19 protein-coding genes are annotated in these 18605 nt (G+C 72.9%); 13 read left to right on the top strand and 6 right to left on the bottom strand.

Annotation, left to right across the window (positions count from 1 at the left end):
* The first annotated feature begins 1 nt into the window (after position 1).
* From OHA34_RS14820 to OHA34_RS14795, 6 genes are all read left to right on the top strand, one after another.
* A complete protein-coding gene (locus tag OHA34_RS14820) occupies positions 2-997 on the top strand; it encodes an LLM class flavin-dependent oxidoreductase (RefSeq protein WP_329521951.1) in 996 nt (331 codons plus the stop codon).
* The gene (locus OHA34_RS14815) at positions 990-1760 is read left to right on the top strand and encodes a thioesterase II family protein (protein WP_329521950.1); all 771 of its coding nucleotides are present in this window, start codon (positions 990-992) and stop codon (positions 1758-1760) included. The genes OHA34_RS14820 and OHA34_RS14815 overlap by 8 nt, the downstream gene beginning before the upstream one ends.
* Positions 1757-2641, top strand: a complete 885-nt coding sequence (locus OHA34_RS14810) for an ABC transporter permease (RefSeq protein WP_329521949.1) — start codon at positions 1757-1759, stop codon at positions 2639-2641. Before OHA34_RS14815 ends, OHA34_RS14810 begins: the two co-directional genes overlap by 4 nt.
* Positions 2642-2725: 84 nt before the next feature.
* On the top strand, positions 2726-3733 hold the full coding sequence (locus tag OHA34_RS14805) for a hypothetical protein (RefSeq protein ID WP_329521948.1): 1008 nt from the start codon (positions 2726-2728) through the stop codon (positions 3731-3733).
* Positions 3734-3749: 16 nt separating this feature from the next.
* On the top strand, positions 3750-3884 hold the full coding sequence (locus OHA34_RS14800; RefSeq protein ID WP_285941659.1) for a hypothetical protein: 135 nt from the start codon (positions 3750-3752) through the stop codon (positions 3882-3884).
* Positions 3885-3992: 108 nt separating this feature from the next.
* Positions 3993-5249 carry an amidohydrolase family protein gene (locus tag OHA34_RS14795; RefSeq protein WP_329521947.1) on the top strand — a complete coding sequence of 419 codons (1257 nt, stop codon included), beginning with the start codon at positions 3993-3995 and terminating at the stop codon, positions 5247-5249.
* A gap of 72 nt (positions 5250-5321) precedes the next feature.
* Here the strand turns inward: OHA34_RS14795 and OHA34_RS14790 are convergent, their stop codons facing one another.
* Together OHA34_RS14790 and OHA34_RS14785 are read right to left on the bottom strand one after the other, a co-directional pair.
* Entirely contained in the window at positions 5322-6176 is an 855-nt protein-coding gene (locus tag OHA34_RS14790) for an LLM class flavin-dependent oxidoreductase (protein WP_329521946.1), read from the bottom strand.
* Positions 6177-6188: 12 nt separating this feature from the next.
* Positions 6189-7433 carry an ATP-grasp domain-containing protein gene (locus OHA34_RS14785; protein WP_329521945.1) on the bottom strand — a complete coding sequence of 415 codons (1245 nt, stop codon included), beginning with the start codon at positions 7431-7433 and terminating at the stop codon, positions 6189-6191.
* Between the two features lie 287 nt (positions 7434-7720).
* On the opposite strand from OHA34_RS14785, the gene OHA34_RS14780 reads away from it, so the two are divergent.
* From OHA34_RS14780 to OHA34_RS14755, 6 genes are read left to right on the top strand one after another with little or no spacing between them, the layout of a single operon-like run.
* A complete protein-coding gene (locus OHA34_RS14780) occupies positions 7721-8770 on the top strand; it encodes a TauD/TfdA family dioxygenase (RefSeq protein WP_285941651.1) in 1050 nt (349 codons plus the stop codon).
* Positions 8760-10559, top strand: coding sequence for a non-ribosomal peptide synthetase (locus tag OHA34_RS14775; protein ID WP_329521944.1), 1800 nt, complete (start codon positions 8760-8762; stop codon positions 10557-10559). The genes OHA34_RS14780 and OHA34_RS14775 overlap by 11 nt, the downstream gene beginning before the upstream one ends.
* A gap of 5 nt (positions 10560-10564) precedes the next feature.
* Complete coding sequence (locus OHA34_RS14770) at positions 10565-11110, top strand: GNAT family N-acetyltransferase (protein ID WP_329521943.1); 546 nt, start codon at positions 10565-10567, stop codon at positions 11108-11110.
* A complete protein-coding gene (locus OHA34_RS14765; RefSeq protein ID WP_329521942.1) occupies positions 11103-11909 on the top strand; it encodes a hypothetical protein in 807 nt (268 codons plus the stop codon). Before OHA34_RS14770 ends, OHA34_RS14765 begins: the two co-directional genes overlap by 8 nt.
* Positions 11910-11957: 48 nt before the next feature.
* Complete coding sequence (locus tag OHA34_RS14760) at positions 11958-12641, top strand: LysE family translocator (RefSeq protein WP_285941643.1); 684 nt, start codon at positions 11958-11960, stop codon at positions 12639-12641.
* A 51-nt stretch (positions 12642-12692) separates the two neighbouring features.
* Positions 12693-14018 (top strand): cation:proton antiporter, encoded by a 1326-nt coding sequence (locus OHA34_RS14755; protein WP_285941641.1) that lies wholly within the window; start codon positions 12693-12695, stop codon positions 14016-14018.
* On the opposite strand, the gene OHA34_RS14750 is transcribed toward OHA34_RS14755, so the two are convergent.
* From OHA34_RS14750 to OHA34_RS14740, 3 genes are all read right to left on the bottom strand, one after another.
* Entirely contained in the window at positions 14019-15314 is a 1296-nt protein-coding gene (locus OHA34_RS14750; protein ID WP_329521941.1) for an alkaline phosphatase family protein, read from the bottom strand.
* Positions 15315-15513: 199 nt separating this feature from the next.
* Complete coding sequence (locus OHA34_RS14745; RefSeq protein ID WP_329521940.1) at positions 15514-16356, bottom strand: LLM class F420-dependent oxidoreductase; 843 nt, start codon at positions 16354-16356, stop codon at positions 15514-15516.
* A gap of 98 nt (positions 16357-16454) precedes the next feature.
* The gene (locus tag OHA34_RS14740; protein WP_285941637.1) at positions 16455-17051 is read right to left on the bottom strand and encodes an HD domain-containing protein; all 597 of its coding nucleotides are present in this window, start codon (positions 17049-17051) and stop codon (positions 16455-16457) included.
* A 98-nt stretch (positions 17052-17149) separates the two neighbouring features.
* Between OHA34_RS14740 and OHA34_RS14735 the strand changes: the two genes are divergently transcribed.
* Positions 17150-17413, top strand: coding sequence for a hypothetical protein (locus tag OHA34_RS14735; RefSeq protein WP_285941635.1), 264 nt, complete (start codon positions 17150-17152; stop codon positions 17411-17413).
* 59 nt (positions 17414-17472) lie between these two features.
* On the opposite strand, the gene OHA34_RS14730 is transcribed toward OHA34_RS14735, so the two are convergent.
* Positions 17473-18546 carry a hypothetical protein gene (locus tag OHA34_RS14730; RefSeq protein ID WP_329521939.1) on the bottom strand — a complete coding sequence of 358 codons (1074 nt, stop codon included), beginning with the start codon at positions 18544-18546 and terminating at the stop codon, positions 17473-17475.
* Between the last annotated feature and the right edge of the window lie 59 nt (positions 18547-18605).

Genomic DNA, 18605 nt, shown 5'->3' with positions numbered 1-18605 from the left:
AATGACGAGTTCCTTCGTGGTGGACGGGCAGGAGCGGGCCTGGAGCCCGATGCTGCTCGGGCCGGGCTCGCACGGCCTGAGGACGACCGTCGACCGGGTCCGGCTCGCCGAGGAGGCCGGGGTCGACCAGCTCTGGCTGGGCCAGAACCCCGACGACCACGACGTGGGCGTCATGGCCGCCGGCTGCCTCGCGGCGACCACGTCCCTGCGCGTCGGCACCGCCGTGGCGCCGATCCCGAGCCGGCACCCGGTGGCCATGGGGCAGCTCGCCACCGGCCTGGCCGACCTGTCCGGCGACCGCTTCCTGCTCGGCCTCGGCGCCGGCCACCCGTTCATCAACGAGTTCGTGCTCGGCCTGCCGCCGGTCCCGCCGGTGGCGGGCATGCGCGAGTACCTCACCATCCTGCGGACCTACCTCCAGGAGGGCCGGGTCGACTTCGCCGGCGCCCACTACGGCGCGCACGCCTCCAACGCCGGCGCGTACGGGCCGCGGGTCCCGGTCTACCTGGGCGCGATGCGGCCCAAGATGATCCAGGTCGCGGTGCGGCAGGCGGAGGGGCTGCTGCTCTGGCTCACCCCGCCCCGCTACATCGAGGAGCACGTCCTGCCCGTGGTGCGGGAGACGTGCGCCGAGATCGGACGCGACCCGGCGGCGTTCCCCATCCTCGCCGGGGTCCCGGTCTATCTGCCCGACGACCACCCGAACCTGCACGCCGACCTGGAGGGCATGCTCACGCAGTACGCGATGATGCCGTCCTACCGGCACGTGATGGAGGCGTCCGGCCACGCGGACCGGCTCGCCGGCGGCGAGCTGGGCCGGGAGATGATCGACGACCTGGCGATCGTCGGCGACCCGGACGAGGTGGCCGCGCGGCTGGAGGAGTACCGGGCGATCGGCTGCGTCCCGCTGCCCGCCGCCGCGGTCGGCGCCGCCCCCCTCCAGCTCGACGGCGCCGAGGCGTTCGCCCGGTTCGCCAAGGCCGTGTGCGTTGGCTGACCCGGTCGCGCCGCCGCCGCTGTGGACCAGGTTCGCCGGCGGGGCCGCCGATCCCCGTGTCGTGCTGCTGTGCCTGCCCTTCGCGGGCGGCGGCGCGCTGGCCTACCGCACGTGGGCCCGCGCGCTCGGACCGGACGGCGTCGCGGTGTGGCCGGTGCAGCTCCCCGGCCGCGAGGACCGCTTCGAGGAGGACGCGTACGAGGATCTGCCGGCGCTGGTCTCCACCCTGCTCGCCGAGTTCGGGCCCCGCCTGGACGGCCGGCCCTACGCCCTGTTCGGTCACAGCATGGGCGGCGGGATCGCGCTCGAGCTCGCCTGGGAGGCCCGGCGGCGGGGGATGCCGGAGCCGGTCCGGATGTTCCTGTCCGCGTCCCGGCCCCCGAACCGTCCCGACCCCGACGCGCCGCGGTACGACCTGCCGAGGGACCGGTTCGTCGAGCAGCTCCGCAAGTACGACGCGACCTCGGTCCTGCTCGACCGGCCGGACCTGCTCGAGGTGTTCCTGCCCAAGCTGCGGGCCGACTTCGCGCTCGTGGAGAGGCACCGGTACCGGTCCGAGCCGCCCCTGGCCTGCCCGTTCACCGTCCTCGGCGGCCTGGACGACGGCGCCGTCCCCCCGAATGTGCTCCCCGCCTGGGCCGACTACACCAGCGGCGGCACCGAGGTCCGCCTGGTCGGCGGGCCCCACTTCTTCCTCGAATCCGCGCGGGACGTCGTGCTGAAGGTGATCCGCACCCGTCTGGAGAGCGTGGCGGCGGCATGACCCCCGGGCTGCGCGACGCGTCGGGCGGCGGGCCGGGCGACGCCCCGGGCGGGATGGGCTCCGGGCTGCGCGCGCTGCTGGCGGTGACGCGCAAGGAGTTGCGCGTCCTGCGGCGCTACCCGCTGAGCCTGCTGAACTCGCTGCTGCTCACGCCGCTCTACCAGCTCGTCCTGCCGGCCGTGCTGCTCGGCGCGGCGTTCCTGGTCCACGGGCGGGCGCTCGGGATGAGCGCGCTCACCGGCACGACGGACTTCGGCGGCTGGCTCGCGATCGGGCTGGTGGGCGCGATCCTCACCGGCACCGTCCTGTCCGGCCCGGCGCAGGCGATGGCGGGGGAGCGCAACCTCGGCACGCTCGAGCAGGCGTGGACGATGCCGGTGAGCCGCAGCGCCCTGGTGCTCGGCTACATGGGCGGCATGATGGCGCTGAGCCTGCTCAGCGCGCTGACGATGGTCGGCGCCATCGCGCTGCTGTTCGGCGTCCACTACCAGTGGACCGCCGTGCTGTCCTTCGCGGTGCTGGCGGCGCTGCTCCCCGGGCTGGTCGGCATGGGCTTCCTCAGCGCCTCGCTCGTCCTGCTCTGGCGGCAGGCCCTCGGCGTGACCGAGAACCTGGGCTACGTCGTCACGGTCATGTCCGGCGTCACCTTCCCGGTCGCGGTGATCTCCAGCGCGCTCCAGCCGGTGTCGTACCTCATCCCGACCACCTGGGCGATCGACCTGGCCCGGTACCTCGCGCTCGGCACGACCCCGTTCGTGCCGCCGGGCGCCGAGGCCGGCGCGCTCGTCCTCACCTCGGCCGGGTACCTGTGGGCGGGCCGGCGGCTGTTCGCCCGGGTGGAGCGGAAGGTGCGGCTGGAGGGGACGGTGGCCCAGCATTGACCGCCGTCTGCTTAATGTGTCCCCCCTCCTGGGTCATCGCTTCGAAGAATGTCGATATTCCGGGCCGATGGTTAGGATCCGATCATGCCGGTGCCGCGCGAAATGAATCCGCCCGGAAATTCCCCGGACCCCTGGGGCGGGCTTCGCCAGATATTTCCCGAGGGTGAGATCTTCGTCGTCACCGACGACGCCGAATTGGGAGCACACACGGCCGGGCTCGGGCTGGCGACGGCCCTTCTCGGCGAGGTGGCGGAGCTGCCGGACGGGGCGAGCGTCGTCCTGCTCCTGCGCAACAGCCTGGTGAGCCGCGACATCCGGCGCATGTTCCGGCGGTTCGGGGTGCTGCTGGTCCCCATCGCCAGTTTCGACCCCGCGCTCGACGCCGCCCGGTACACCTTCGACCTGGTCCGGCACACCGACTACGAGCGGGCCTGCGAGTGGAACCGCTACTGGGCGAGGAACATCGCCGGCCAGCCCGGACCGCTCGTCTTCACCGGTCACGGCACCGGCCTGGAGTGCGCGTTCGGCGACGACATCAGCGCCGACGCCTGGATGAACACCCGCATCGACGTGGGCAAATGGATCAGCGTCGCGAGCTACTGCGAGTTCTCCCTCACCGCGCCGTCCACCCGCGACTGGCGCGGGACATTCGACCTCAACGGCACGGTCGTCGCGTCCGGGCTGCTGGTCGCGCAGGACGCGCGGGCCCGCGAGCCGGGCGCCGCGCGGGTCCGCCGGGCCCGGCGGCTGCGCGCCGAGATGGTCGCGCGCGGGCCCATGACGCTGCGCCTGCGCGAGGGCGTGCTCGCCTCCGTCGAGGCCGGGGGAGTGGATTTCACCGACGCCCTGAGCGAGGTGACCAATCCCGATTATGAGCTGCACACGCTGGAACTGGGAATCGGAACCAACATGAGCCTGCTCCCGCGGGTGGACTGGACGTTCAACTCTCAGCTGAACGAGGGGGCCGGCCCGGTACACCTGGGATTCGGAGAAGGCATCACGGGCGCTCACATGGACTTCATTGTCGCCGAATGTGAGCACCGGTTCGAGGGCGACGGTGTGGTGCAGCAAAGTCATGCCCAACCGGTGTGAGAAAGGAGGCGAAAAAATGCGCGAGCTCACCATCAACGACCAGTCGTGGTCGATCGACGACGAGGAGAACCTGGTCGGCGACGAGGAGCGGCTGGAGTCCACGGACCCGGTCGAGGCCGCCTCGCTCAGCTACGGCTACGCGAGGATCTGACCGAAGAGGGCGGCGCCGCCAGACGGGCCGCACGGAGGGGTGACGGCCCGGTCCGCCGCGGCCGTCACCCCTTCGCCGCACCCCCGAGACGTCTTCAGGGTGGAGAACATGCGCTACACGGTGATTTCGGCGGACTGTCACGGCGGGGCGGACCTGCTGGAGTACCGCGACCACCTCGACCGGTCCCGCCACGACGAGTTCGACGCGTGGGCCGCGGGCTACGAGGTGCCCTACGAGGACCTCAAGGGCGAGGACGGCACCCGCAACTGGGATTCCGACCGCAGGCTGCGCGAGCTGGAGGCCGACGGGATCGTCGCGGAGGTGCTGTTCCCCAACACCATCCCCCCGTTCTTCTCCGCCTCGTCCCTCGGCAGCCAGGCGGCGGCGGTGTCGGCCGCGGACCTGGACCGGCGCTGGGCCGGGCTGCGGGCGCACAACCGGTGGCTGGCCGACTTCTGCGCCGCCGCCCCGGGACGCCGGGCGGGCGTCTTCCAGGTCATGCTGCACGACATCGATGCGGCCGTCGCCGAGGTGCGCCGCTCGGTCGCCGCCGGTCTGCGCGGCGGCCTGCTGCTGCCCGGGACGCCGCCCGGGTCCGGGCTGCCGCCGATCTACTACCACGACTACTACGACCCGCTCTGGCGGGCCTGCACGGAACTGGGCGTCCCGGTCAACGTGCACAGCGGCAGCGCGGCCCCCCGCTGGGGCGACCGGCCGGAGGACCACGTCCTGTTCATGCTCGAACTGCGCTGGTGGGACCAGCGGACGCTGCGGCAGCTCATCCTCGGCGGGGTGCTGGAGCGGCACCCCGACCTCAAGGTGGTCTTCACCGAGGAGGGCCTCGGCTGGATCCCCGGGCGGCTGCGCGCGATGGACGGCTTCGTCGACTCGATGAACGCCTCCGCCGGCGGCGGCGAGCTCGCCTACGGCGCGCAGGTCGCGCGGAACCTGTCGCTGCGGCCGAGCGAGTACTGGACGCGGCAGTGCTACGCCGGCGCCAGCTTCATGCACCCCTCCGAGAGCGCCGTCCGGGACTCCCTCGGGGTCGAGACGATCATGTGGGGGAGCGACTACCCGCACACCGAGTCGAGCTATCCGTTCTCTGACGCGGCCATCCGGTTCGCCTACGCCGGGGTCCCGGAGGACGAGGTCGAGCTGATGCTCGGCGGGACCGCGGCCCGGCTGTTCGGGTTCGACCTCGCCCGGCTCGCCCGGGACGCGAGCCGGATCGGCCCCGAGCGCGCCGCCGTCAGCGCGGGCGTCGACCCCGCCACCCTGCCCGCCGAGGTCGCCAAGTGCCCGGCCTTCGCGGGCGTCACCCCCGGATCCAGCCGGACCCGGTGGGTCGACAATCGCAAAGCGTGACCCGCCATGCCCTGGAGGCGTGGCCGGGAGCGGAGGCGCGGGCGGGAGCGGGGCCTGGGGAGGGGGCGGGGCTCAGCCGCCGATGACGGCGGGCGCGACCTCGTCCATGAAGCGGCGCAGGTCGCGGACGCCTCCGGCGGGATCGACCAGCTGGACGACGAAGTGCTCGACGCCGAGCTCGCGGTCGGCGACGAGCCGCCGGGCCAGCTCGTCCGGCGGGCCCGTCAGGACGTACTCCGGGACGTCGGCGCGATGCGAGAACGCCAGCGAGTAGTTCGCCGACACGCGCGCGTTCCCCGTCTGCGGGACGAGCTCGGCGAGCCGGTGCCGGTCGGGCGCCCAGCAGTTCCACCAGTCGGCGCGGGCCCGCACCAGCTCGAGCGTCCCCGCGCCGACGCCGCCGATGGTGAGTGGGATGGGACCCTGCACGGCCGGCGGGCCGCCCATCGGGTCGCGCACCGTGAAGAAGCGGCCCCGGTGGTCGACCGGCTTCCCGGTCTGCACCGCGTCCAGGATGTCGAGGGTCTCGGCGAGCCGGGCCCGGCGGGTCGCGGGCGGCCCGGCGGCGAAGTCGAGCGAGTCCAGCTCGGACGGCGAGGAGCCCCAGCCGAGGCCGAGGTTCAGCCGCCCGCCGCTGACCTGGTCGAGGGTGACCGCCATCCGGGACAGGAGCAGCGGATGCCGGAACGCCTCGCACAGCACCAGGTGCCCGACCCGGATCGTGGACGTGCGGGCGGCCACCGCCGCGGCGACCGTCCACCCCTCGAGCGCCCCGCCCGGCACTCCGGGCAGGGCGAGATGGTCCATGAACCAGACCGCGTCGAACCCGTGGTCCTCAGCGCCCCGGGCGAGCGTGGCCAGCTCCTCGAACCGGCGGTGGACCTGCGGCAGGTAGAGCCCGAAGGTGGGGACGGCGGACGGTCGCACGGCAGGCTCCGATCAGTTGGTCTCGACGCGCAGCGCGGCCTCGGCGGCGTCCAGCGCCTCCTCGCACTCCCCGGGCGTCCCGGTGACCGCGATGGCGTAGGCGATGCGCCCGAAGCGGATGTCCCGGGACGGCGGCGACACGGTCTCGCCGGGGTCGGCGAGCGTGACCGCCCGGACCACCGACGGCGGGAGCCGGTCGCGGTCGAACCCGATCGAGGCGATGGTGGTGTCGTCCCGCTCCGGGTGGAAGAAGCGGATGCCGGCCACCCGCCGCCGGTCCGGCGCCAGGATCGGCCGCCGGCCGCAGGCCACCGCGGCGGCGACCAGCCCGGCGTCGACCCCCGTCGCGTACCGGCCGAGCAGCGTGAGCAGGTCGCCGCCGAGCCGCCCGTTCAGCTCGATGACCTTGGGGCCGCGCGCGGTCAGCCGCATCTCGGTGAAGGTGGCGCCGTCGCTGAAGCCGAGCGCGGCGTGCGCGGCCTGCAAGGTCTGGATCACGCGCTGGTCGGCCAGCAGCGGGTCGGCGGCGTTGACGACGTGCCCGAGCTCGGCGAAGAACGGCTCGTAGCCGACCACCTTGCGGGCCAGGTAGATCGGCTGCACCCGGCCCCGGTGGATGACGGCGTCGATGCTGATCTCCGGCCCGTCCAGGTACTCCTCGACCAGCACCGGGACGTCGTACCGGGGCGCGCCGGGCGCGGCGGCGCGCCGCGTCCAGGGGAACCGGGCGGACAGCCCGGCGGGATCGTCCACCCGGACGATCCCGATGCTGCCCGCGAGCCCGCGCGGCTTGAGCACGACCGGGTAGCCGACCGTCTCCGCGGCCCGCAGCGCCTCGGCCGTGGTACTCACCGCGATCGAGCGGGGCTGCGGGACCCCGGCGGCGTCCAGCTCCTTGCGGGTCAGGTGCTTGTCGCTGCACTTGACCACCATCTCCGGCTTCCCGCCGGGCAGGTCGAGGATCTCGGCGACGTACGCGGCCGGCACCGCCAGGTCGTCGGACCAGCTCAGCACGCCGCGCACCGGCTCGGCGGCGGCGATCTCCACGGCCCGCACCGCGAGCGCGGCGGTGTCGAAGATGTTCTCGAACCTGGTCCAGCCGGTGATGTGCGGGAGCTCCCAGGACGGTTCCTCGCGGCAGAACAGATGGACCCGGTAATCGGCCGAGACCGACTCCAGAAGATGCCCGCGAAAGGCATGTGAGCCATGCCCGATAACTAGCAGGAGTGGTAGCTCGCGCAGCGGCTCATCGGACACCTCTGGTCCTTTCCTTGGCATGTCGAAAGCTCTGGACCGCGACCTGGGAATGACGTCGCCACGGCGACTTAAGGCCCTGTTGGCACGACTGGAATCTAACATGCGAGGGTGCGGCGGGGAACCTCGTCCGGCGGTTTGCCACGTGCTCACCTGGGCCAGGAGGTCGAAAATCGGGTATTGACAGTGGCTTGCGGCCGTCGTACGTTCACGATGAATTTCGATGTAGATCACAGTGTGGGAGTAATTGAGTTCGGTGGTCCTCGTGTTCCGTTGAGGAAGGGAAATCCATGAAGGCCGAGCTGCCAGGCGTTAATGTCGCACAGTTCTTCGAAGAGTCGCGTCTGCCCGTCGTCATCAGCCCGAAGGATCCGGGCGCCGACCTGCTGTCCTGGGTGGGAGAGCACGCCGTGGCGGTGCGGGAACTCGCGCTGGAGACGGGCGGGATCCTGTTCCGCGGCTTCCCGGGGACCGCGGACGTCGAGGTCTTCCAGAAGTACTGCGCCAGCTTCCCCGACCCGCTGCTGGACTACACCGAGCAGTCGTCCCCGCGGGACAAGCTGGGCGACAAGGTCTACTCCTCCACCACCTATCCGGCGGACCAGGTCATCCCGTTCCACAACGCGAACTCCTTCGGGCACGAGTTCCCGCTCAACATCTGGTTCGCGTGCATCAGGACCGCCACCAAGGGCGGCCGGACGCCGGTCTGCGACACCCGCCGGGTGCTGGCGAACCTGAGCGACGAGACCCGCTCGAAGTTCGAGGACAAGGGCATCCTGTACGTCCGCAACTACTACGACGGGATGGGCGTCCCCTGGGAGGAGACGTTCGCCACCGAGTCGCGGGAGGAGGCCGAGCAGTTCATGCGGGACGGCCACATCGCCTTCCGCTGGCACACCGGCGGGTCCCGCATCCTGGAGACCCGGCAGGTCAGGCACGCGATCCTCGACCACCCCAAGACCGGCGACAAGGTCTGGTTCAACCAGGCCCACCTGTTCCACAAGGCGTCCCTGGACGAGCGTCTCAAGCCGCTGCTGCGCCAGTTCGACGACTGGCGGCTCCCGCGCAACGCCTTCTTCGGCGACGGGACCCCGATCCCGGACGAGACCGTGCACGAGATCTTCGCGGCCTACGAGGAGGCCGAGCTCAGCTTCGACTGGGAGGCCGGCGACTACCTGATGCTCGACAACCTCCTCACCTCCCACGCCCGGAAGACCTTCGAGGGCACCCAGCGCCTCATCTCGGTCGCGTTCGCCGAGCTGCACACCGACTACGCGCCGCAGTTCGCCAAGTACGGCGACGCCTCCCTCGACCCGATGGAACCGGCCGATGGGGCGTGAGCCCGGCACGGTCCTGGCACTGGTGGAGCGCCAGTGCGAGGACCGCCCGGAGGCCGTCGCGGTCGAGCTGCCCGGCGGCGGCACCAGGACGTACGCCGACCTGCGCCGCCGGGTCGCCCGGATCGCCTCGGCGGTCCGGCCGCGGCTGTCCGCGCCGGGCGCCCGGGTCGCCGTCGACCTCCCGAACGGCCTGGACTTCTGCGCCGCCGTCCTCGCGGTCCTCGGCAGCGGGGCCGTCGTGGTCGCCGTCGACAGGACGCAGCCGCCGCCGCGCGCCGCCGCGATGCTGGGGGCCGCCGCGCCCGAGGTCGTGATCACCGACCGTCCGGGCGGACCCGCCGTGGCCGCGGCGCCCGGCTCCCCCGCGATCGTGGACCTCTCACCCGCGCGCGAAGACCCCGCGCGCGAGGACCCCACGCACGGGGACCCCGCGCACGGGGACCTGGCGCGGGGCCCGGCGGACCCCGGCGCGCCCGCGTACGTCATCTTCACCTCGGGAACCACCGGCACCCCCAAGGCGACCCTCAACACCCACGCGGGCCTGCTCAACCACATGCTGTTCATACGGGACGTCTGCCCGCTGCCGGACGGGAGCCGCGTCCTGCTGAAGTCGGCGCGCTCCTTCGACGCCTGGATCCTGGAGTTCTTCTGGGCCTTCACCCAGGGGCACACGCTGGTCCTGGCCGACGAGGAGCGCGCCACCGACGCCCGGTACCTGGCCGCCGAGCTGGCCGGCCGGTCGATCCACGGGTTCGTCTGCGTGCCGTCCCTGCTGCGCCGGGTGCTCGCGATGCTCCGGCGCACCGGGGTCGGGACGGAGCTGCACACCGTGATCTCCGCGGGCGAGGCGCTAAAGGCCGATCTGGCCGCCGAGGTCCTGACGGCGACCGGCGCGCGGCTGTTCAACCTCTACGGCCCGGCCGAGGCCGCGATCGACGTGGCCTACCACCCCGTCGAGGGCCCGCGGGTCGCCGATCCGCTGCCGATCGGCCGCCCGATCCCGGGCAACCGGCTGACGGTGCGGGACGCGGCGGGCCGCGACATCACCCGCACCGGCGGCACGGGCGAGCTCGTCGTCACCGGAGTCCACGTCGGCCTCGGGTACGCGGGGGACACGGCGGCGACGGCGGCCCGGTTCGGCACCGGCACCGGCGGCGAGCGCTCCTACGCCACCGGCGACCTCGCCTACCTGGGTCCGGACGAGAACTTCTACATCGGAGGAAGAGTGGACGCTCAAGTCAAGATCAACGGTGTCCGGGTGGAGACCGCGGAGATCGAGGCGTGCCTCTCGCGGCACCGCACCGTCGCCGACTGCACGGTGCAGGTGACCCGCTCCGGCGAGGTCCCGGTCCTGGTCGCCTTCATCCAGGCCGACGGCGACGCGGCGCCCGAGAGCGAGTACATCAACTACCTGCGCGGGCTGCTGCCGCCCGTCATGGTGCCGCCCGCGTACGTGTTCCTGACCGAGTTCAAGAAGCTGCCGAGCGGCAAGAAGGACACCTCCGCGCTCGTCTACCCGCGCGGCCTGCCGACGGTCACCGCCGCGGACTTCGAACCCCCGGCGGGCCCGGACGAGCAGGAGCTCGCCGGGATCTGGGAGGCCGTCCTCGGGGTGGCGCCGATCGGGGCGCTGGACGAGTTCGCGCTCGTCGGCGGGGACTCGCTGAAGATGATCGACGTCCTGGTGAAGATCTCGGAGTCCCTCTACCCGGACGTGTTCGGCCTCGGCGTCACCAGGCTGTCGACCGTCCGGGACCTGGCCGGCAGGATCCGGCCGGCCGCCGACTAGCCGCCGTGGCCGCCATCGTTCACGGCCCCGGCCCGGACGCGGGCCGGCTGGCCCGGCTCCTGCGCGAGGCCGGGCGCGCCGAGCACGACTACCTGCCCGAGGAACGGGTCGCGGGCTACCTCTCCCGCCTCGCGCACGGCGAGGTGGAGTGCCTCGCGGCGGTGGACGGGGGCACGCTGGGCGCCGCCCTGCTCTACTCGCGCTTCGGACCCGTCCACCCGGTCCCCGGGTCCTTCCTCCGCCTCGCCGGGCTGTACGTGGAGGAGGTCGTGGTGACGGGCGACTGGAGGCGCAGCGGCTGGTCCCGGAGGCTGCTGGCCCGGCTCAGGGAGATCGAGGGGGCCGGGCCCGACATCTACATCGACTGCGACGCGGCCAATGGCGCCTCGGTGGCCATGATGAGGGCGGCCGGGTACGTGCGGGTGACCGACTACGACGATCCCGACCGCACCGAACCGCCCTCGCGCCGCCGGACCACCAGCGTCTTCCGCCAGCCGGGCCGGCCGGCCCGCCGGCCCGAACCGGCACGAGGAGCGGTGACGATTGGATAGCGCGTTCCTGACCATGCGGGTCGCGGCGCCGGAGCACCGTCCGTGGGTCGTGGTGTGCAACACGGTGGGCGTTCCCGACACGGTCTTCGACCGGCTGGTGGCGACCCTCGCCGATTCCCACTCCGTCCTGACCTGGTCCACGTCCCTGACCGAGAACGACGAACCGCACGGGCGTCCGGTCGGCCTGGCGACCGGGGACCTCGTCACCGCCGTGACGGAGTTCCTGCACGGACTCGGCGTGGTCGAGTTCACCGGCGTCTCGTGGTGCTCCGGAACCGAGATCCTGCACCGGCTCTCGCGGAGCGGCGAGTTCCGCGTCGTCGGGCACTGCTGCATCAACGGGGCCTTCAACCTCGGCCCGGACGGCCCGTCGTCCGACTGGGAGAACACCGTGGAGCCGCTGTTCCGGCTCATCGGCGCGCGCCCGGACGCCCTGCCAGGCGTGTCGGCCCTGCTGAACTCGGCGGCGGACGCCGCCACCGAGGGCGGCGACCCGGCCCTCGGATTCCCCTACTCCACACCCGAGCGGATCTCCGGATACGCCGCCCAGTGCCTGGAGATGAAGCGGTCGCGCACCCTCGCGGGATTCGTCGACTCCCAGCGCACCGGCCTGTACCTGTCCGGATCCGAGGACGCCGTCCAGGCGCCCGCCATCGCACGGCGCGCCGCGGAGCTGTCGGCCTCCTCGTTCGAGCTGGTCGAGGGGGGCCACCACGCGATGATGGCCGACACCCAGCGGGTGTGCGACCGGGTGCGCGAGTACTGCGAGGCCGTCGCGCCGGAACGCGGCGGGCGCTGACCATGGCACCGGCGCACCGGCCGCCGCGGCCCGCACCGGGGGAGGACGATGTCGAGCGGGAACCCGTACCTGGTCTTCGCGGGGCTGGCCCTCACCGTCGTGCTGATGCCGGGCGCCGACACCATCCTGGTCTTCCGGACGAGCCGGGCGCACGGCACCCGGCTCGGCCTGACGACCGCGGCCGGCGTGGTGACCGGGCCCGTCATCTGGGGCATGCTCTCCGGCGTCGGGGTGGCCCTGATCGTCGCGCGCAACGCCACCGTCTACCGGGCGCTGGCCCTGTTCGGGGCGCTGTACCTGCTGTACCTCGCGGCCGGCTGCCTCCGCGCGGCGGCGACCGGCACGGTGCCGCCACTCGACGGCGAACCGAACGAACCGAACGAACCGAACGAAGCGAACGAAGCGGACGCGGCCGTCCCGGGCGGCACGCCACGGAACGCCTACGTCACCGGTCTGCTGACCAACCTGCTCAACCCGAAGATCGGCGTCTTCTACCTGTCCATCATGCCGGGGCTCTTCCACGGGACGCCCGACCTGTGGGTCGGGGGCTCGCTCGGCCTGATCCAGGCATCGATGGGCATCGTGTTCCTGGGCCTCGTCGCCGTCCTGTCCGGCCGGGCCCGGCGCTACCTCGCCGGGCGCCGCGCGAGCGCGGCCGTGGAACTCCTCGCGGGCGGATGCCTGGCGGCCTTCGCCCTCTACACCGCATGGTCGGCGCTCCGAGCGGGCTGAACCGGCCCGCCGCCGACGAACCCCTTCCAGAACCGTGAGATTGGTGGTCGCATGATGATCCAGACTGCTTTAGCCGCCGGATCGGCCCAGAGTCCGGAGAGTATCGCCGGGATCGTCCTCGGTGACCTGGCGCTGATCCTGCTCGCCGCGGCGGTGTTCGCCGCGCTCGCCAAGCGGGTGCGGCAGCCGGCGGTGATGGGCGAGATCGTGGCGGGTATCGCGCTCGGCCCGAGCGTCCTCGGGCTGCTCCCGGGCGACCTCACCGGGCTGCTGTTCCCGCCGTCCGCCCGTCCCTATCTCCAGGTCCTGGCCCAGGTGGGCCTGGTCCTGTTCATGTTCGGCGTCGGCTACGGGTTCAGCCCCTCGCATCTGAGCGGGGCGGGCGGCCGGGTGATGCTGGTGTCGCTGAGCTCGGTCGCCCTGCCGTTCGCGCTGGGCGCGGGGCTGGCGGTGCTCCTGAACCCCTGGTTCGACCGGTCCGAGATGCGGGTCGACGACCTGCTGGCGCCCACGCTGTTCCTCGGCGCGGCGATGTCGATCACCGCGTTCCCGGTGCTGGCCCGGATCATCACCGAGCGCGGCATGCAGCGCGACCGGCTGGGGTCGATGGCGCTGGCGAGCGCCGCGTTCCAGGACTTCCTGGCCTGGTGCGTCCTCGCCGGGGTCGTCGCGATCGTGTCGGCGGGCGGGTCCTGGTCGCTGGCCCGCACCCTGCTCGGCGGCGCCGCGTTCATCCTCGTCCTGCTCTGGGGGGTGCGCCCCGGCCTGGCCTGGCTGCTGTCCCCGGCGCGCCCCTGGGCGGGCGGCGACCCGGTCGCCGCCACCGTGCTCGGCTGCGGACTGCTCGCCTCGGCATGGGCCACGCACGAGATCGGCCTGCACGCGGTCTTCGGCGCGTTCCTGTTCGGCGCCGTCGTGCCGCGCGAGCACGTCGAGGCGCACACGCCGGCCGTCCCCGAGCGGATCGAGCAGACCAGCCTGCTGCTGCTCCCGGTGTTCTTCACCGTGACCGGGCTGTCGGTGGACTTCGGCCGGCTCGGCGGCCGGGGCGCGGTGATGGTGGCGGCCGTGATCGCGGTGGCCTGCGCGGGCAAGTTCGCGGGCGGCGCGGGCATGGCCAGGCTCACCGGGGAGACCGCCGGCGCCTCGCTCACCCTCGGCGTCCTGCTCAACACCCGGGGGCTGACCGAACTGGTCATCCTGAACGTGGGCCTCGGCCTGGGCGTGCTGGACTCCCGGCTGTTCACCGCCATGGTGATCATGGCGCTGGTCACCACCCTGATGACCGGGCCGCTGCTGGACCTGATCCACAGCAGGGCCGAACCCGAACCGCTGGACCGCCGGGAGGCGCGCGCGGCCGGGCGGTCGGGCGGGTGATCAGTGGCGGTCGGCGAAGTCGTGCTTCTGGGCATAGGCGTGGAGCTCGGCCCAGTCGTCGCCGGCGTGGCTGTGCGCGGTCTCGGTGCAGCCGCCCGTGCTCGGCCGCGGGACGGAGTAGCGGGGCGCGGTCAGGTCGGGCTCGCTCTCGAAGTCCAGTGCCTCGGCGAGGTTGCGCGCCGCCGCGTCCCGGACGGTCAGCGGCTCGAGCTCCCACCGCCACTCGATCGCCTTGAGCACCGAGGTGTGGTCGTACACCTCGTGTGCGACGGCGCCGCGCCGCGCCCGGGGCGAGATCAGCAGGCACGGCACCCGGAAGCCGCGCAGGCCGGTGCCGAGGTCGGGGCGCGGGTCGGGCCCGGTCGGCGGCGGGACGTGGTCGAAGAACCCGCCCCACTCGTCGTAGTTGATCACCAGCAGGGTGCGGGCCCAGGCGGGCGAGCTCACGACCGCGCTGTACACCCGGTTCAGGAACGCCTGGCCGAACCGGATGTCGGCCAGCGGATGCTCGTCCTCCGACAGGCCGGGGAACTTCTCGCCCAGAAACCCCGGCTCGACGAAGCTCACCGCGGGCAGGTCGCCCCGCGCGGCGTCCTTGTAGAAGTCCCGGATGGTCCGGCTGACGTCGACGTGCCGCAGTCCCCACAGCGCGGTGAACGGCACGTCGCTGAAGTAGTACCGGGCCGGGACCTCCGCCTCCTTCAGCCGGTCCCAGATGGTGGGGATCTCCGAGATCGCGAACGTGTTGGAGACGCGGTCGGTCTGCCCGGCGTGCTGGAAGATCCGGTTGGGGAAGGTCGAGGACATGACGGCGGGGAAGTAGCGGTCGCAGACCGTCCAGTCCCGCGCCGCGCGCCCGTGGAAGCCCAGGTCGGCGCCCGTGAAGTAGCCGATGGAGAACACGTCGTTGTCCCCGGCGCGCAGCCAGCCGTCGCACTTGCCGTCGTTGTACTCGACCCGTCCGCCCGCGTAGGAGTGGTCGGGGTCGCGGAACCCGCACCCGTGCGGGACGGTCAGGTGGTGGGTGGCGTGCTCCACGCCCTGCGCGTCGGTGAACGCCAGCCCCTCCTGCCTGCCGTCGGCGCCGGGCAGCCAGCCGAGGTAGTGGTCGAACGACCGGTTCTCCATCATCACCACGACGATGTGGTCGATGCCCGACTCGTCCGGTTCGGGAAGCTCCGCCGCCGGTGCCGTCCGGGGGGCGGCGGCCCCGGCCGCCGGGCCGCCCGCCGCGATGATCGCCGCGCCCGCCGTGCCCGCCAGAAACCCGCGCCGCGTCAGTTCCTCGATGCCCATGGCTCTCCTCCCGCGTGGTGGCCGCACGGCAGTATCACGAGCACCACGGGACCGGGGGAAGGACGACGCCCGGTCTTGACCGGGCCTAAATATGAAAATGATTCAGCAGAAACCGTCCGGCCGGACGGATCGGCGCAGGTTCCGGCCCCGGCGGGGCCCGCGCGGGCCGGCTGGCCCGATGCGGCCAGCCGGACTCCGGTCAGCGAAGGCCGAGGGTCTCCGCGAGCGTGCGCAGCCCGGGCAGGACGTCCTCGCCCGGCGCGGTGAGGAGCTGGACGGCGACGTGGTCGGCGCCCGCGTCGAGGTGCTCGGTCAGCCGGGCCGCGGCGGTGGCCGGCCCCCCGTGCGCGACGAGCGCGTCGATCAGCGCGTCGCTGCCGCCGTCCGCGATGTCGTCGCCGGTCCAGCCGAGCCGCTTCAGGTTGGCGGTGTAGTTGCGCAGCTTGAGATAGGTGCCGGCGACGCTCGACCGGCCGAGCGCGCGCCCCCGCGCGGGATCGGCGTCCAGCACGACCTTCTGCTCGGGGGCCAGCAGCCGCCCGTCGCCGAGTTCCGCGCGGGCCCGGCGGGTGTGCTCGGGCGTGACCAGGTACGGGTGCGCGCCGGCGGCGCGTCCGGCGGCCAGGCGCAGCACCTTCGGGCCGAGCGCCGCCAGCACCCGGCCGCTGACCGGGACGCCCTCGGCGTCCAGCCGGTCGAGGTAGTCGACGATCGTCCCGTAGGGGCTGCGGTACTCCCGCGACGCCTCCGGATGCCCGATCCCGACGCCCAGCAGGAACCGCCCGCCGTGCCGGTCGTTCAGCCGGTGGTAGGACGCCGCGACCTGCTCGGCCGGCGTCGCCCACATGTTGACGATGCCGGTCGCGACCACGATGTGGTCCGTCGCCGCCAGCAGCCGCTCGGCGATGTCCAGCTCGCCGTCCGGCGATCCGCCGATCCAGACGGTCCCGTAGCCGAGCCCCTCGACCTTCCGGGCCACCTCCCCGTCGAGCTCGGCGTCGCGCCGCCAGATCCCGAAGCGCCCCACATCGATCTCGGTCATGTCCCCCCCGTTGCCGGCCCTCGGCCGCGCCGTCCGTGCGTCCCCGTCCCCCCTCCCTACCCGCTCCCGCACCCGAAGATCACGTGTGCGCGGACGGGTCACACCACGGCGTGCCCGTACGCGGTGACGAACGGGTCGAGGTCGGGGGCCCCGAACCGCTCGCCCATCAGCGCGAAGGCCGCGACCTTGTCGTCGCCGAACCGCCGGACGCGGGCGGCGTAGGACGCGGCGGTGACGAAGGTCGGCGGCTCGGTCTTGCTGTGGAACTTGTCCGCGTACATCACGAGCCGCTCCTCACCGGACTCGGCCACATAGTCGGCGACCGGCAGCGGGAGGTTCTGCCTCCGCACGTCGTCGCGGCTGATGCCCATGCCCGTATGGCGCGAGCAGAAGCGGCAGAGGGCCTCGGGGAACCCCTCGTCCCGGAGCAGTTCATGGCCGAGCACCCCATGGCGCACGTAATCCGGGCGGTCGAGCCTCCCGTCGGCGCCGTACAGACGGTACACCCCGATGTCGTGCAGCAGGCTGCCCGCCCGGAGCAGGTCCGGGTCGAGATCGAGGCCGGTGCGGGCCAGAAGCTGCTCGGCGATCCCGCAGACGATCTCGCAGTGCGTGTACACGAGGTCGAGCGCCTCCCGCGTGGGCGCGTGTTCCCGGTGCAGCGCGCGGATCTCTTCGAGCGTCGGAATCTGCATGCTCGGAGCGTAGGGGGCCCAGCCGTTTTGGGCCCTGCCTCCGCCGCGGCCGGTGTGATTATGATCATGGCCCGACCCCCCACCCCGAAGGACGGGACATGTCCACCAAGCTCTCGAAACTGGCCGCGACGTCGGTCGCCGCGGTCGCCCTCGCGACGGCCGGGACCGCGCTGGCCGCCCCCGCCGGCGCCGCGACCGCCGGCTCCGGCGCCACCATCGCTTCGAGCTGGATCAAGTACGGCGACTACTCCTCCGACGCCAAGTGCAGGGCGAAGGGCGAGGCGCTGCGGAAGAGCGGGGCCTACCTGTCGTACTACTGCGAGTACACGGGGTTCTTCACGCTGATGGTCCTGACCCGCTGACCCGCTGACCCGCTGACCGGCCCGGCCCGGGGGACGGGCCGGTCGAGCCCCCGCGTCGGTCAGCGGTTGTGGATCACGACGGGGACGTTCTTGGTCTTGCCGACGAGCCACAGGCCCGGATCGCCGGGAACGGCGGTGCCGCCCGTGACCTGCCCGTCGCCCGGGACGGGCAGGGCCTGCTTCGTCCAGGCCCCGTTCTCCAGCCGGTAGAGCTCGCCCCACGTGGGCTGCAAGGCCCACATGGCGCCGTCACCGGTGCGGATCAGCCGCTCACCGGTCGGCGGCGAGGGGAAGTCCTGCCAGCTCGCGCCGTCCCAGCGGACGGCGATCCGCTTCATGGAGCCGTCCACCCGCTGGGAACCGGTGGCCCACACTTCGGTGTCGGAGACCGCCAGGACGCGGCCCCACTGGACGTCGTCGTAGCCGGGGACCTTGCTCCAGCTCCGCCCGTCCCAGTGCAGGAGCCCCCAGGTGGCGGCGGCCCAGGCGGACTCGTCCGAGACCACCGAGATCTCGTTGACGGCGATGCAGCAGTTGTCGGGGGCGCCGGTGTCCTGGTCGGTCCACCGCCCGTCCTCCCAGCGGACGAGGCCGACGCTACAGGCGAACCACGCGCCGGTGGAGTCGGCCGCCGGATGCAGGGGCCCGCAGCCGTCGTCCGGCGTCGCGACCTGCTTCCACCGCGTCCCGTCCCAGTGGGCCAGGTAGCGCCCGGTGTTACTGCCGTCATGAGGACGGATCGTGCCGGTGATCCACACGTTGTCCCGAGCCTCGGCGTCGACCTCCTGGATCACCACGTCGCCGCCCGCGCCCGGAGGGTCGTAGGTCTGCCAGGACGTGCCGTTCCAGTGGACCACGGCGCCCTTGGGCGGCAGGACGTGGATGGTGCCCGCGCCCCATCCCGGAACCGACCAGTCGATGCCCTGGTACCCCTGGTACCCGACCGCCCAGACGTCGTCCGGCCCGGTGGCCGAGACGGCCTCCAGCCCGCTGCGCGGCCAGAGCAGCGGCGTGGGCGCGGCGTGGAGCGGGAGCGGGTCGGCGGCCACGGCGGGCGGCCCGGCGAGCAGGCCCGCGACGGTGAGGACGGACAGGGAGGACGCGGCGATCCGTGCGGACAGGGCTGATCTCATCGGATGTCTCCCGGTGGCGGAGGAGGACGCACGGCCCCGATCCAACCACGCCAGTAATC

Source organism: Spirillospora sp. NBC_01491 (assembly GCF_036227065.1).
Taxonomy (GTDB): domain Bacteria; phylum Actinomycetota; class Actinomycetes; order Streptosporangiales; family Streptosporangiaceae; genus Spirillospora; species Spirillospora xylanilytica.
This window is presented reverse-complemented; position numbering and strand designations above follow the sequence as displayed.

Bases quoted from the DNA above. Each gene is read 5' to 3' on its own strand.
- OHA34_RS14820 (WP_329521951.1), top strand. From the start codon at position 2: ATGACGAGTTCCTTCGTGGTGGACGGGCAGGAGCGGGCCTGGAGCCCG.
- OHA34_RS14810 (WP_329521949.1), top strand. From the start codon at position 1,757: ATGACCCCCGGGCTGCGCGACGCGTCGGGCGGCGGGCCGGGCGACGCC.
- OHA34_RS14805 (WP_329521948.1), top strand. From the start codon at position 2,726: ATGCCGGTGCCGCGCGAAATGAATCCGCCCGGAAATTCCCCGGACCCC.
- OHA34_RS14800 (WP_285941659.1), top strand. From the start codon at position 3,750: ATGCGCGAGCTCACCATCAACGACCAGTCGTGGTCGATCGACGACGAG.
- OHA34_RS14795 (WP_329521947.1), top strand. From the start codon at position 3,993: ATGCGCTACACGGTGATTTCGGCGGACTGTCACGGCGGGGCGGACCTG.
- OHA34_RS14780 (WP_285941651.1), top strand. From the start codon at position 7,721: ATGAAGGCCGAGCTGCCAGGCGTTAATGTCGCACAGTTCTTCGAAGAG.
- OHA34_RS14775 (WP_329521944.1), top strand. From the start codon at position 8,760: ATGGGGCGTGAGCCCGGCACGGTCCTGGCACTGGTGGAGCGCCAGTGC.
- OHA34_RS14760 (WP_285941643.1), top strand. From the start codon at position 11,958: ATGTCGAGCGGGAACCCGTACCTGGTCTTCGCGGGGCTGGCCCTCACC.
- OHA34_RS14755 (WP_285941641.1), top strand. From the start codon at position 12,693: ATGATGATCCAGACTGCTTTAGCCGCCGGATCGGCCCAGAGTCCGGAG.
- OHA34_RS14750 (WP_329521941.1), bottom strand. From the start codon at position 15,314: ATGGGCATCGAGGAACTGACGCGGCGCGGGTTTCTGGCGGGCACGGCG.
- OHA34_RS14745 (WP_329521940.1), bottom strand. From the start codon at position 16,356: ATGACCGAGATCGATGTGGGGCGCTTCGGGATCTGGCGGCGCGACGCC.
- OHA34_RS14740 (WP_285941637.1), bottom strand. From the start codon at position 17,051: ATGCAGATTCCGACGCTCGAAGAGATCCGCGCGCTGCACCGGGAACAC.
- OHA34_RS14735 (WP_285941635.1), top strand. From the start codon at position 17,150: ATGTCCACCAAGCTCTCGAAACTGGCCGCGACGTCGGTCGCCGCGGTC.
- OHA34_RS14730 (WP_329521939.1), bottom strand. From the start codon at position 18,546: ATGAGATCAGCCCTGTCCGCACGGATCGCCGCGTCCTCCCTGTCCGTC.